We start from the raw sequence: 13552 nt of genomic DNA, 5'->3' as shown, positions 1-13552 counted from the left end.
TCACCTAAAGTTCAGGTATCCACCCATGGAGGCACAAGTGCGCGTATGGGGCCTGCTCGGTGCGACGTCGTTGCTCTTCCTGTCGGCGCCGGTGACCTCGGCCGCCGCATCGCCTGTGCTGCCCGTCAACTTCGACCAGACCGTGTACGGCGACTTCGTGGTCATCGGCAACACGGTCACCGCGTGTCCCAGCCATCCGGGACACCATCCGGTGAAGGCGTGCCACGACGCGCAGAACCAGATCGGGACAGGGCCTTCCGCGCAGAACAACGGTCACCCGATGACATGGGCCGACGTCGACGCCGACCCGGCCACGTACAACTCGTCGAGTGCGCGGCTGACGATCCCGCCAGGCGCGCGGATCGCGTACGCCAAGCTGACCTGGGCGGGCAACACCGGCGGGCCCGCCACCGTCCCGTGTGGACGCGGTCCCGCGCGCCCGCCCGGATCGCCCAAGCAGCAGCAGGTGTCGCTGAAGGTGAACGACCGCGGCGGCCTGGTCGCGCCTGAACGGTACACAGAGGACGCGCCCGAAGACCTGACGCCCACGAACCACCAGTTCTACAGCGCCTACGCCGACGTCACCGGCCAGTTCCGCGGGATCACCGGCTCTTCGGTCGTCACCGTCGGCAACGTCTGGACGCCCCAAGGGTTCGACTGCTTCGGCGGGTGGTCGCTGACCGGCGTCTGGACGTTCGACTCGCCGCACCGGGAGGCGCCGGGCCGCAAGCAGATCACCGTGTTCGACGCCCACACCCGGGTGCTGACCGGCAAGGCGCGGGCGGAGGCCCGGATGCCGTCGATCAGGTCCGCCGGTGGGCTCACCCGCGTCGGCGTCACCGGGTTCGAGGGCGACTGGGCCGTCTCCGGCGACCGGTTCCTGGTCAACGGCCGCGACGCCGGGCGGTCCGGCAACTTCTTCGTGTCCGGCGCGAACGGGCCGCTCGACCCCGCCAAAGCCAACAACATGAGCGTGGACGCGCGGACCGTCGACCTGGAGAACGGCCTGCCCGCAGCGGGCGACACCGGCGCGGACCTGGCGTTCACCAGCAGCCAGGACGCCTATCTGGTCGCGAACGTCGTGGCGTCGTCCGGGCGCCCGGAACTGCAGGTGTCGACGTCGATGGACAAGGACGTGGCACATCCGGGTGACCACGTCACCCAATCGGTGATGGTCACCAACACGGGTAGTGCGCCCGCGGTGGACATCCGGGTCCAAGCCGGGATCGGATCGGCCTGCGAACAGGACATCGCGCGGCTGGAGGCGGGACAGCAGGCGACGTACAGCTGCACGCGACCGGCCCCCGAAGACGACGTGAAGCCGGCCGCCCAGGTCACCGGCCGCAGTCTGATCGACGACCGGCTCGCCGGATCCGCCACGACCTTCCTCGAAGTCCTCCGGCCCGGGATCACCGTGACCAAGACCGCCGTGCCCGACATCGTCCTCAGTGGCCAAACGGTCGGCTACACCATCGAACTGCGCAACACCGGCGACACGGCGCTGTCCGGCGTCACCGTCGACGACAAGCAAGTGCAGGCCTGCGACCGGGCGGACGCCGGAACGCTGGCGTCCGGCCAGTCGGAGACGCTGCGATGCTCGGTCAACGCGGGGGATGACGGCTTCACCAACGAAGTGACGGTCAGTGGCACGGACAGAGCCGGCAAGAAGGTGTCGGCGAACGCCAACGCCACGTTCACGGTGATCCACCCACGTATCGAGTTCACCGTCCGCCCCAACACCCGTGCGGCACGCGCGGGCGAGACGGTCACCTTCACGGTGACCCTACGCAACCCGACATCGCTCCCGCTCCGCGCCGTCAAAGTGACCGGCACACCGGCGGCGTGCGCACGTGACATCGGCGAGCTCGCGCCGCAGCAGACCGTGGAGTACTCGTGCTCGGTCGTGATGCGGCAACGGTTCACGACATCGCTGACGGTCACGGCCACACCGGTCGTCAGTGGACAGCTGGCCGAGATACGGCAGGACACGATCAGCCTCACATCAGCCGTGGTGGTGTCCTTGGTGGAGCCCACGCCGGAACCACCGGGGGAACGACCGCGGGAACGACCGGGGGAACCACCGGCGCTGTCACCGGCGGAATCACGGGCGGACTCACCGGCGGTGAGGGAAGCCGCCGAGTCGAAGCCCCTGCGCAACGCGCCGGTCGCCGTGTACGTCGCCGGGCTCGCCGCGATCACCACGTTCGTCACCATCGGAGTGATCAGTGCGACCGCCCGGCCGAAGAAGTGACACCTACAACCAGTCCTTGCGTTTGAAGGTCGCGTAGAGCGCGATCGACGTCACCGCGATGACCACAGTGGACAGCCAGAAGCCCCACACCCGCTCGAAGCCGGGCACCGGCAGGTTCTGGCCGTAGAACCCGGTGATCGCGGTCGGCACCGCGATGATCGCCGCCCAGCTGGTGACCTTCTTCATGATCAGGTTCATCCGGTTGCCCTGCAGGTTGAGCTGGGTGTCCCTGATCGTGGCGACCAGGTCCCGCAACGACTCGACCTGCTCGGACGCCCAGATCACGTGGTCGAGCACGTCCTGGAAGTACGGCCGCATGCGTTCGTCGTAGATCGGGTTGTCCGGCCGCAGCAGCGGCGCGATCACCTCACGCATGGGCGTCACCTTGCGGCGCAACCCGCCGACGCTCTTGTGCAGCGACAACGACTCCCGCTGCACCGCCAACGAGTTCGGCGGCTGGGTGAACACCTCGTCCTCCAGCGCCTCGACCCGGTCGTCGAGCAGCTGCGCCACGTCGAGGTACGAGTCGGCGACGTAGTCCAGGATGCCGTGCAGCAGGTAGCCCACGCCGTCGACCATGGTCCCGCTGTCCCAGCGCTCGACGACCTTGTCCATGTCGAAACCGGGGTCCTTGCGCACCGTCACCACGGTCTGCTCGGCCACGATCACCGCCAGCTCGTGGGCGATCAGCTCGCCGGAGTCGTCCGCCTCGACGGCGTGGCAGATCACCAGCCCGTGCCCGGGGTAGTGGCTGAACTTCGGCCGTTGATGCTGCTGGACGGCGTCCTCCACGGCCAGCGGGTGCAGCTCGAGCGCCTCGGTGAGCCGCGCGAGATCGTCCTCGTCCGGCGCGGCCAGGTCGACCCACACCACCGTGCCGGGGTCGGCGAGGGTGGCCGTCAGGCGGCCGGGCGGGAAGTCCTCGGACTCCAGCCGGCCCTCCCGGTAAACCCGCGAACGCGTCATGACCACCAACAGTAGTCGGCACCGGTAAGGTTGGTAGGACGTGGGACGAACTGGCAGGAGCGCCGTGAACGACCAGCCGCACAAGCTCTCGACCCGGCTGGGCCGAGCCATCCGCGAGGAGATCTCCACGCTCATCCTGCAGCGCGGGCTGCGCACGGGCGATCCGCTGCCGACCGAGACCGAACTGGTCGAGGCGCTCGGCGTGAGCCGCAACTCCATCCGCGAGGCGCTCAAGGGCCTGCAGGCACTGGACATCGTCGACATCCGGCACGGCCACGGCACCTACGTCGGCGGCCTGTCGCTGGAGCCGCTGGCCGACGGGCTGACGTTCCGCGTCCTGCACGGCCTGCGCAACGACCTGCGGTCGCTCGAGGAGATCGTCGAGGTCCGGGAGGCGCTGGAGGAGGCGTTGATCCGGCGGGTCACGCCGACGATCCCCGACGCGGACCTCGACGCGCTCGACGACGTGCTGGAGCGGATGAGCGCCCGCGCGGCCGAGGGCGCCACGTTCGCCGACGAGGACATGGAGTTCCACGAGCTGCTGTACCGCTCACTGGACAACGCGCTGGTCACGCAGTTGCTCAGGGCATTCTGGAGCGTGTACCAGCGGGTGAACCACCGCCTTGGCGTCACCGACCCGGACCCGCCGGAGACGGTGAAACGCCACCGCGCCATCGTCACGGCCTTGCGCGAACGTGACGTGGCACGGGCGGAGATGGCGATGGCCGAGCACTTCCGCAACCTGGACGTCCGCATCGCCCAGGTCACGCGTCAGCAGCGGCTCACGGACTGAGCCGCGTCAGGTCCCGCGGGACCACCGTCGTCGACCGCGCGGGCGTCCGGAGCGCTCCGGCTCATTTCCGGACGCGCGGGTACAGGGCTCTGAGCGGGGCCAGTGACCCGGACAGGCCGAAGCACTGCTCGGCGATCCGGGTCGCCAGGCCGGGCAGGAACGGGACGAGCTCGTTGGCCAGCAAACGGCACGCCGCCAGCAATGGAGCCAGCACGGCGTCCAACGAATCCGGCAGTTCCCACGGACGATGGGTGTCCAGATAGGCCGTCGCGTCGTCGACGATCCGCCAGACGGCGTCAATCGCGGCCGTGAAATCGTACGCGGCCAAGGCGGAGCGCACCTCGGACGACACCGAAGGCCATGTGCCGCCGGAGGGCGGCTCGCCGTTGCGGTACCGGTGAACCAGCACCGTCACGCGGTCGACCAGGCTGCCCAGCCGCCGGTGGAGATCCCTGTTGGCCAGAAAGACCAGCCGATCCGCCGTCAGGTCCGGATCGCGCAGCAGCCACCAGCGCACCGCGTCGGATCCGTAACGGTGAGCCAGGGAACTGACAGCCGGCAGGGGGACACCGGCGTGCACGAAGATCGTTGTGGGCAGCGGAGCGTCGGCACGAAGCAGGATCTGGGGCCACGTCACCGCATGCCGCGGCACGGCGGACTTGCCGATGACGTGCACGCGTTCGTCGCTGTCGGCCCACCAGCGCCGGTAGTGCGACGGCCCCAGGCTCGTCAGATACCGGCTCAACTCGTTCGGCGAAGCGTCGAACGCGTTGTAGGACAAGTCAAGCAACGCCCGGAACGACGGATCACCGCCGCCGAGGAACCACACGCGCGCACCCGCCATGCGGTGATGACGCGCCAGCACGTCGGCGTACACGAGTTCGGCCGCCGAGGCGTCCGACGTGGTGGTCACGTAAACCCGCGACATCACGGGAACGTAGCACTCCCGGCGTCAGCCGGTCAGGCTGATGTCCCGGAACGAGACCTCGTCGTGCGGACCGTGGTTCTGCAGGCCCACGTGCCCCGAAGCCAGCGACCGCACCGGGTCGGTGTTGGTGAAGTCGTTGATCTGCACGCCGTTCAGCAGCACCCGCACCCGTTCACCGGACACGATCAGCTCGAAGGTGTTCCACTGCCCCGGCGGCCGCACCGCGGCGTCCCGGGCCGCGATGTCCGCGGACTGGACACCGTAGATCGCGCCCGTGGTCCGTTCCGGCACGTCACTGGCGTCGATCTGCACCTCGTAGCCGTTCTCGACCGCGGACAGCGGGTCCGAGCTGGCCGGGAAGCCGATGAACACACCGGAGTTGCCGTCGCCGGTCACCCGCCAGTCGAGCTTCAGCGAGTACGACCGGAACTCCCGCGCCGAGTACCAGAACAAGCCCATCCCGCCGAACGAGGTGAGCACGCCGTCACGGTTGACGAACCCGCCCGGCCCGGCCTGCGCCCAGCCGACCGTCGACTCCTCGTACAGGTGGAGCGGGCCGGAACCGCAGGCAGCGAGGAGCACCGCCATAACCAGGAGAACGTGACGCATCACGAGGAACGGTACGGGACGAGCGGGCCCACGGCTTTGATCCCGCCCGGTGACCTTGACCATGCCAGGATGGTGACCTATGGACGTGCGCACCCGGAACAACGTCGTCGTCACCGGCCGCGAAGACGGTCCGGCACTTCTGCTCGCGCACGGTTTCGGCTGCGACCAGAACCTGTGGCGGCTGGTCACGCCGATCCTGGCCGAGCGGTTCCGGGTCGTGCTGTTCGACTACGTCGGCTCGGGCCGGTCCGACCTCACAGCGTGGCGGCCACAGCGGTACTCCCGGCTGGACGGGTACGCCGAGGACGTGCTGGAGATCTGCCGGGCGCTGGACCTGCGGGACGTCGTCTTCGTCGGGCATTCGGTCAGCGCCATGGTCGGCGTGCTGGCCACGATCGCCGAACCGGACCGGTTCGCCAAACTGGTCCTGGTCACGCCCTCGCCGCGGTACGTCGACGACGGCGACTACCGCGGCGGCTTCAGCCAAGCCGACATCGACGAGCTGCTGGAGTCGCTGGAGAGCAACTACCTCGGCTGGTCGGCGGCGATGGCCCCGGTGATCATGGGCAACCCGGACCGGCCCGAGCTGGGCAGGGAACTGCAGAACGCGTTCTGCCGGACCGACCCGGCGATCGCGCGCGTGTTCGCGCGCACCACGTTCCTCGCCGACAACCGCGCCGACCTGCCCAAAGTGCCCGTGCCGACCCTGGCGATCGAGTGCGCGCAGGACGTCATCGCCCCGCCCGAGGTCGGCCGGTACGTCTGCGACCAGATCCCCGGCTGCCGCCTGGTGACACTGGACGCCACCGGGCACTGCCCGCAGCTGAGCGCGCCGGAAGCGACAGCCGAGGCGATAGCCGGCTTCGTGGAGTCGTGATGTCCGGGCTCGAGCAGGACGCCGAGGACCTCTACGAGAACGCGCCGTGCGGTTACGTCTCGACGTTGCCGGACGGCACGATCATCAGGATCAACGGCACGCTCCTGACCTGGCTCGGGTACACCCGTGACGACCTCGTCGGCCGCAGGCGCTTCGCCGACCTGCTGACCGTCGGCGGCAGGATCTACCACGAGACGCACTACGCGCCGTTGCTGGCGATGCAGGGCTCCATCAGCGGCATCGCGCTGGAGCTGCGAGCCGCGGACGGGGCGAAGCTGCCGGTCCTGGTCAGCTCGACGGTCAAGGACACCAAGGTGATCCGCACGGTCGTGTTCGACGCCCGCGACCGCCGTACCTACGAGCAGGAGCTGCTCAGGGCACGCAGGCAGGCCGAGCGGCTGGCCGGCACACTCCAGCAGACGCTGCTGCCGCCGTCACTGGCCGACGTGCCGGGGCTGCGGATCGCGAGCCACTACCACCCGGCCTCCACCGACCAGGTCGGCGGCGACTTCTACGACCTGTTCCCGCTGGCCGACGACCGGTGGGCGTTCTTCCTGGGCGACGTCAGCGGCAAGGGCGCGGCCGCGGCGGTCGTGACCTCCCTGACCAGATACACCATGCGCGCGTCCGCCGTGCACAACCCCGACCCGGTGGCCGTACTGCGCGACCTGAACGCCGTGCTCAACCGCGAGTACGCGGGCGCTGATCGGCGGTTCGCCACGGTCCTCACCGGGTTGCTCGTTCCCGACGGCGACGGATTCGCGGTCACGATGGCGACCGGCGGTCATCCGCCCGCGTTGCTGATCAGCGCCGACGGCAGCGCCGAGTACCAGCACATCCCCGGCGGGCAGCTGGTAGGGCCGCTGCGTGACGCCCACTTCGCCAGCATCGACCTGCGCCTGCGCCCAGGGGACACGCTGCTGCTGTACACCGACGGCCTCACCGAGGCACGCACGGCACACGGCCGCTACAACGAGCAGGCCCTGCGCGAGTACGTCCTCACCCGGGAGCTGACGACAGCGCCTGCGCTCGTCGAGGAGCTCACCCGGTTGCTGGCCGGGTTCGGCGAAGGGCTGGACGACGACACCGCCCTGCTCGCGCTCAGTGTTCCCCCGGCCTGATCAGGCATGCCGACGTAAGATCTCAGGCCTGATTCGCCGATCCGATGGAGCCCCGATGTCCGTGCTGCCCGGCCCGGAACCCGCCAGGTCCTGGCGGTCGCTGCGGCGCGAACGCGGGGGGCTGGTGACGCTCGGCGTGGCCAGGCGGGTCGCGGGCGACCTGGCCGGCGGGCTGTCCGGCCCACGCGTGCGCGCGGCCGCCCGCGGCATCCGCAGGCTGCTCGAGGCCGACGGGATCGGGCTGGCGGACCTGTCCGGGCGCCTGGAGTGGGTCGGGCAGGCGCCGACCGGAGCGGATGTGATGGCCCTGGTCGAGGACGTCCTGCACCAGGAGACCAAGGCAGGCAGGCTGCCGACGGTGGCGCTGCCGCTGCACGCCCGCGACGAACTGGCGGGAGTACTGGTGGTCGCGGGCGCGAGCCGGATGTCGCCGGTGCGGGAGGCCGCCGACTGGATCAGCGACGCACTGGAACGCAACCGGCTGGAGGCCATGGCCGACCAGGCGGCGCAGGCGGAGCTTCGCGCGTTGCGGGCGGAAATCTCACCGCACTTCGTCTACAACGCGCTCACCGTGATCGCCTCCCTGGTCAAGTCCGACCCGGACCGTTCCCGCGAGCTGATGCTGGATTTCGCCGACTACACGCGCTACAGCCTGGCCAGGCACGGCGACTACACGACCGTCGCCGACGAGTTTCATGCGATTGAGACCTATTTGGCGTTGCAGCGGGCCGTGCTCGGCGACAGGCTTCGGGTACAGATCCGGGTGGCGCCGGAGGTGCTCGCGGTCGCGATCCCGTACCTGGTGTTGCAGCCGCTGGTGGAGAACGCGGTGCGGCACGGGATCGAGCCGCGGCCGGAGCCGGGGTTGGTGCAGGTACGGGGCGAAGCCGAGGGGTCGGACTGCGTGATCAGCATTGAGGACGACGGAGTGGGCATGGATCCGGTCGCCGCCGAACGGATCCTGGCCGGGCTGGGCAAGGGCGACAGCGTCGGGCTGACCAATGTGGACCGTCGGCTGCGCAACGTCTACGGGTCCTGGTTCGGGCTGGTGGTGGAGACCGCGCCGGGCGCGGGAACGCGGGTGGTCGTGCGGGTGCCGATGTTCCAGCCCGGGGTGATGCCGTGATGGGGCTGACCGTGCTGGCCGTCGACGACGTACCCGCCGCGCTGGACGAACTGGTCCGGATGCTGCGCGACGCGCCGGAAGTCGACGAGGTGGTCGGCGCGGCCGACCCGATCACCGCGCTGAAAATGATCCACAGTGGCGACTTCGGCGCGGTGTTCCTGGACATCTCCATGCCGGGCCTGGACGGCCTCGAGCTGGCCTCGTTGCTGCGCAAGCTCAGCGACCCGCCCGCGATCGTGTTCGTGACCGCGCACGAGGAACACGCGGTCGCCGCGTTCGGCATCGGCGCGGTCGACTACCTGCTCAAACCGCTGCGCGCGGAACGGCTCGCGGACACACTCGCCCGGGTCAGCAGGCGCACCGAACCCGCGCCGAAGCTGGACGCGATGTCCGCGCTGCCGGTGGAAACCGCGGGCCGGACGCACTACGTGCGCCGCAGCGAAGTGTATTTCGTTGAGGCACAAGGAGATTACGTCCGGCTGTACACCAGGGCCGGCTCGCACCTGGTCCGGATGCCGATCTCCCGGCTGCAGGAGTACTGGGAGAGCGCGGGTTTCCTCCGGGTGCACCGCGGTTTCCTGCTGGCACTGGGTTCCGTGCGGGAACTGCGCAGCGACTCGGCCGGCGGACTGCTGGCGCACACCGACGCCGGGGACGTCCCGGTGTCCCGCAGGCATTCCCGGGAGCTGCGCGAGCGGTTGCTCGCCGCCGCCCAGCGCGGCGAGCTCAACCAGCGGGGCGAGCCGGACCGGCGGTCCTGATGCCGCATCGCAGGGTCGCGGTGACCAGTCCGCAGACGAGGCTCGCCCACGCGCGCAGGCGATCCCGCGGGCGGTGGCGTGTTCCCGTGCTCGATCCGGCCGACGCCGAACGGGCCCAACGGATCTTCCGGATCCAGCGCCGCCGCGCGATGGTCGCCGTCGCCTGGCTGTTCGCGCTGGTGCTGTTACTGCCCCTGGTGTTCGCCCTGTGGCCGGAACTGGATTCCCTGCGGCTGCTCGGAATCCCGGTCTCCTGGCTCGCGGTCGTGCTGGTTCCGTTCCCGGCGATGGTGTTCCTCGCCGTCTGGCAGCTGCGGCGCGCGGAAAAGCCGGAGGACCGGGCGTGATCGCCGCCCTCGCGGTGACACCGGTCGTGCTGATCACGCTGCTGATCGGCCTGCGCGGTGTCGCCGCGATGCGCACCACCTCGGACTTCCTCGTCGCGTCCCGCCGGGTGTCGCCGCTGCTGAACTCGGCCGCGGTGTCGGGGGAGTACCTTTCCGCGGCGTCTTTCCTCGGCGTGGCCGGACTGGTCGTCAAGGACGGTGTCGGCGCGTTGTGGTATCCGGTCGGATTCACCGCCGGATACATCGCGATGCTGGCACTGGTCGCCGCGCCGATGCGGCGGTCGGGCGCGTTGACCGTGCCGGATTTCGCCGAGGCCAGATTGGCCTCGCCGCCGCTGCGGCGGCTGGCGGCGATCGCGATCCTGGTGATCGGCGGGCTTTATCTGGTGCCGCAGTTCCGCACGGCCGGGCTGGTGCTCAGCGTCGTCAGCGGATCGCAGTACTGGGTCGGTGTGGTGATCGCCGGCGTCGTGGTCGCCGTGACGCTCGCGCTCGGCGGCATGCGCGCGGCCACCTATGTGCAGGCTTTCCAGTTCTGCCTGAAACTGGTGCTGTTCATCATTCCCGCGATCTGGCTGCTGCTCAGCGTCGGGCCGGACATTCGCGGAGAAGCCGTGCGTCCGGTGGAGTTCACGCATTTCCGGCACGACACCTCGGTGACGTTCCGCGCCGCGGTCACGTTGGACGTCACCGAACCGGCCACCGTCCGGACACCCGCGGGCGGACAGATCCCCGTGCCTGTTGGGGAATTTCACGTACCGGCGGGCAGTGAGTACATTTTTCCCCAGGGCGCACCGGTTCCCGGTGTCCGGGGCCAGACACCACCCGGCGGGCCCGGCTGGGAACGACCGCTGATCGACGTGCAGGGCGAGGGATATCCGTTGCTGGGCACGTGGGCCGTGCTGCTGGCCACGATGCTCGGCACGATGGGCCTCCCGCACGTGCTCATGCGGTTCCACACCAGCCCGGACGGACGCGCCGCGCGCCGCACCGCCGCGCTGACAGTAGTTCTGCTCAGCGCCTTCTACCTGTTCCCCGGCATCTACGGGGTACTCGGCCGAGTGTTGGTACCGCAGCTGTACCTGACGGGCGCGACGGATACGGCAGTCGTCGCACTACCGTCCCAAGTGGATAACGGAGTGTGGGGAGACACGTTCACCGCGTTACTGACCGCGGGCGCGTTCGCCGCGTTCCTGGCCACCTCACTGGGATTGCTGCTCGTGGTGTCCGGCGCGATCTCCCACGACCTGCTGGCGGGCGGCCTGCGGCAGCTGCGCGTCACGGTGTTCCTGGCCGCGGCCGTGGTCGTGCTGCTGGCGTTGCCCGCCGCCCGGCTGGACGCGGGAGTCCTGGTGACATGGGGATTCACCGTCGCCGCGTCGACGTTCAGCCCGTTGCTGGTGCTGGGCATCTGGTGGTCGCGGCTCACCGCGCCGGGCGCGATCGCCGGTGTGGCAGTGGGTTTGCTCGCCACCGCGGGCGCGATCGCGATGACGCTGTTCGGGCCGCCCGTGCACGGCTGGCCGGCGATCCTGGTGGCACAGCCCGCGCCCTGGTCGGTTCCGCTCGCGTTCGGGACCATGGTCGTGGTCTCGTTGTTCGGCAGGCCACCGCCCTGGACCACCACGGCGATGCTGAGACTCCATTTGCCGGAACAGGACCGTGACCCAGGCCACTCGGCCTTCGGTCTCGACCGTTCGTCAACCGTTCGTCGCATGGTTCGGCGGTTTGTCCGATGACCGGTCAGGTGCGCTGATCACGCTCCTAAGGTGTCGCGGAACACATGCCGTGACAGGGAGGTCGCGTGAGTACCACCGAGCCTGACACCCGGCCGCCGGACGCCCCCGACTGGGCAGAGGTTCAGGCCAGTCCCGATTTCGTCGAACTGAGGCGCAGGTTACGTCGTTTCGTTTTCCCGATGACCGGGCTGTTCCTGGTCTGGTACCTGGTGTACGTGCTGCTGGCCGACTACGCGCACGGCTTCATGTCCACCAAGGTGTTCGGCAACGTCAACGTCGCGCTGATCCTCGGTCTGCTGCAGTTCGTGTCGACCTTCGCGATCACCATGTTGTACGTGCGTTACGCCAACAAGAAGCTCGACCCGGAAGCGGAGAAGATCCGTGAGCGGATCGAGGGAGGCGACGAATGAGGCCGGCCCAGATGGATTTGGCACAGAGTGTGTCGGGTTCCAACCCGGCGCTGAACATCTCGATCTTCGCGGCGTTCGTCGTCGTCACCCTGGTCGTGGTTTTCCGTGCCAGCAAGAACTCCCGCACGGCCGCCGACTACTACGCCGCCGGTCGCGCCTTCACCGGGCCGCAGAACGGTATCGCCATCTCCGGTGACTACCTGTCGGCCGCGTCGTTCCTCGGCATCGCCGGCGCGATCGCACTGAACGGCTACGACGGCTTCCTGTACTCCATCGGCTTCCTGGTCGCGTGGCTGGTGGCGCTGCTGCTGGTCGCGGAGTTACTGCGGAACACCGGCAAGTACACGATGGGCGACGTGCTGGCGTTCCGGATGCGTCAGCGCCCGGTGCGGGCCGCGGCGGCAACGTCCACGCTGGCGGTGTCGTTCTTCTACCTGCTCGCCCAGATGGCCGGCGCGGGCGGTCTGGTCGCGCTGCTGCTGGGCATCACGAGCAAGACCGGCCAGGCCGTGGTGATCGCCGTGGTCGGCGTGATCATGATCGTGTACGTGCTGATCGGCGGCATGAAGGGCACCACGTGGGTGCAGATCATCAAGGCCGCCCTGCTGATCACCGGTGCCGCCGCGATCACCCTGTGGGTGCTCGGCAGGTACGGCTTCAACCTCTCGTCGCTGCTGCAGGGCGCGGTCGACAAGGCCGGCGCGGCCGTTCTCGACCCGGGCAAGCAGTACGGCAAGACCGGCCTGACCCAGCTCGACTTCGTCTCGCTGGCACTGGCCCTGGTGCTCGGAACCGCGGGTCTGCCGCACATCCTGATGCGCTTCTACACCGTGCCCACGGCCAAGGAGGCCCGTCGCTCGGTGGTCTGGGCGATCTGGCTGATCGGCATCTTCTACCTGTTCACCCTGGTCCTCGGCTACGGCGCCGGCGCGATCGTCGGTCCGGAGGCGATCAACGCGGCACCGGGCAAGGCCAACTCCGCGGCACCGCTGCTGGCCCAGGCCCTGGGCGGGCCGGTGCTGCTCGGGTTCATCGCCGCGGTCGCGTTCGCGACGATCCTGGCTGTGGTCGCGGGGCTGACGATCACAGCCTCGGCGTCGTTCGCCCATGACGTGTACGCCAACGTGATCAAGAAGGGCGAGGCCGATCCGGCCAAGGAGGTCAAGGTCGCCCGGATCACCGCGCTGGTGATCGGCGCGGTCGCGATCGTCGGCGGCATCTTCGCCAACGGCCAGAACATCGCGTTCCTCGTCGCGCTGGCGTTCGCGGTGGCCGCCTCGGCGAACCTGCCGACGATCCTGTACTCGCTGTTCTGGAAGCGGTTCAACACCTCGGGCGCGTTGTGGAGCATCTACGGCGGCCTGGCGGTCTGCCTCGTGCTGATCGTGTTCTCACCCGCGGTGTCCGGCAACGCCACCGCGATGTTCCCGACCGCGGACTTCGACCTTTTCCCGCTGGCCAACCCGGGCATCGTGTCCATCCCGGTCTCGTTCATCCTCGGCTGGCTGGGCACGGTCCTGTCGAAGGAGCGGGACGACGACAAGTACGCCGAGATGGAGGTGCGTGCGCTGACCGGCGCGGGCGCCGAGAAGGCGGTCGCGCACTAGGCAGGGACTGGAACGAG

The 13552-nt window shown here is 69.3% G+C and carries 13 protein-coding genes; 10 read left to right on the top strand and 3 right to left on the bottom strand.

Annotation, left to right across the window (positions count from 1 at the left end):
- Positions 1–37: 37 nt before the first annotated feature.
- Positions 38–2251, top strand: a complete 2214-nt coding sequence (locus GC106_RS49235) for a CLIPPER-2 domain-containing protein (RefSeq protein WP_173125835.1) — start codon at positions 38–40, stop codon at positions 2249–2251.
- A 3-nt stretch (positions 2252–2254) separates the two neighbouring features.
- Here GC106_RS49235 and GC106_RS07405 read toward each other — a convergent pair whose 3' ends face one another.
- Positions 2255–3217 (bottom strand): magnesium transporter CorA family protein, encoded by a 963-nt coding sequence (locus GC106_RS07405; protein ID WP_173125834.1) that lies wholly within the window; start codon positions 3215–3217, stop codon positions 2255–2257.
- 64 nt (positions 3218–3281) lie between these two features.
- On the opposite strand from GC106_RS07405, the gene GC106_RS07400 reads away from it, so the two are divergent.
- Positions 3282–4010: a FadR/GntR family transcriptional regulator gene (locus tag GC106_RS07400; protein WP_312872515.1), complete on the top strand. Its 729-nt coding sequence runs from the start codon at positions 3282–3284 to the stop codon at positions 4008–4010.
- 61 nt (positions 4011–4071) lie between these two features.
- Here GC106_RS07400 and GC106_RS07395 read toward each other — a convergent pair whose 3' ends face one another.
- Together GC106_RS07395 and GC106_RS07390 are read right to left on the bottom strand one after the other, a co-directional pair.
- On the bottom strand, positions 4072–4938 hold the full coding sequence (locus GC106_RS07395) for a class I tRNA ligase family protein (RefSeq protein WP_173125832.1): 867 nt from the start codon (positions 4936–4938) through the stop codon (positions 4072–4074).
- 24 nt (positions 4939–4962) lie between these two features.
- Entirely contained in the window at positions 4963–5547 is a 585-nt protein-coding gene (locus GC106_RS07390) for a 3-keto-disaccharide hydrolase (RefSeq protein WP_246365077.1), read from the bottom strand.
- A gap of 79 nt (positions 5548–5626) precedes the next feature.
- Here GC106_RS07390 and GC106_RS07385 point away from each other — a divergent pair, with 79 nt between their 5' ends.
- From GC106_RS07385 to GC106_RS07350, 8 genes are all read left to right on the top strand, one after another.
- On the top strand, positions 5627–6424 hold the full coding sequence (locus tag GC106_RS07385; protein ID WP_173125828.1) for an alpha/beta fold hydrolase: 798 nt from the start codon (positions 5627–5629) through the stop codon (positions 6422–6424).
- Positions 6424–7545 (top strand): PP2C family protein-serine/threonine phosphatase, encoded by a 1122-nt coding sequence (locus GC106_RS07380; RefSeq protein ID WP_173125826.1) that lies wholly within the window; start codon positions 6424–6426, stop codon positions 7543–7545. Before GC106_RS07385 ends, GC106_RS07380 begins: the two co-directional genes overlap by 1 nt.
- 55 nt (positions 7546–7600) lie before the next feature.
- Complete coding sequence (locus GC106_RS07375; protein ID WP_173125824.1) at positions 7601–8671, top strand: sensor histidine kinase; 1071 nt, start codon at positions 7601–7603, stop codon at positions 8669–8671.
- Positions 8671–9432 carry a LytR/AlgR family response regulator transcription factor gene (locus GC106_RS07370; RefSeq protein WP_173126578.1) on the top strand — a complete coding sequence of 254 codons (762 nt, stop codon included), beginning with the start codon at positions 8671–8673 and terminating at the stop codon, positions 9430–9432. Before GC106_RS07375 ends, GC106_RS07370 begins: the two co-directional genes overlap by 1 nt.
- Entirely contained in the window at positions 9432–9779 is a 348-nt protein-coding gene (locus GC106_RS07365; protein ID WP_376777712.1) for a hypothetical protein, read from the top strand. Before GC106_RS07370 ends, GC106_RS07365 begins: the two co-directional genes overlap by 1 nt.
- Positions 9776–11518: a sodium/solute symporter gene (locus GC106_RS07360; protein WP_173125822.1), complete on the top strand. Its 1743-nt coding sequence runs from the start codon at positions 9776–9778 to the stop codon at positions 11516–11518. The genes GC106_RS07365 and GC106_RS07360 overlap by 4 nt, the downstream gene beginning before the upstream one ends.
- 65 nt (positions 11519–11583) lie before the next feature.
- Positions 11584–11928: a DUF485 domain-containing protein gene (locus GC106_RS07355; protein ID WP_173125820.1), complete on the top strand. Its 345-nt coding sequence runs from the start codon at positions 11584–11586 to the stop codon at positions 11926–11928.
- 11 nt (positions 11929–11939) lie between these two features.
- Positions 11940–13535, top strand: coding sequence for a monocarboxylic acid transporter (locus tag GC106_RS07350; protein ID WP_173125818.1), 1596 nt, complete (start codon positions 11940–11942; stop codon positions 13533–13535).
- Positions 13536–13552 lie beyond the last annotated feature (17 nt).

The sequence above is a fragment of the Kibdelosporangium persicum genome (genome assembly GCF_013280595.1).
GTDB classification, from domain to species: Bacteria; Actinomycetota; Actinomycetes; order Mycobacteriales; family Pseudonocardiaceae; genus Kibdelosporangium; species Kibdelosporangium persicum.
The sequence above is the reverse complement of the archived record's forward strand: the minus strand, read 5'-3'. Positions and strand labels throughout refer to the sequence as shown.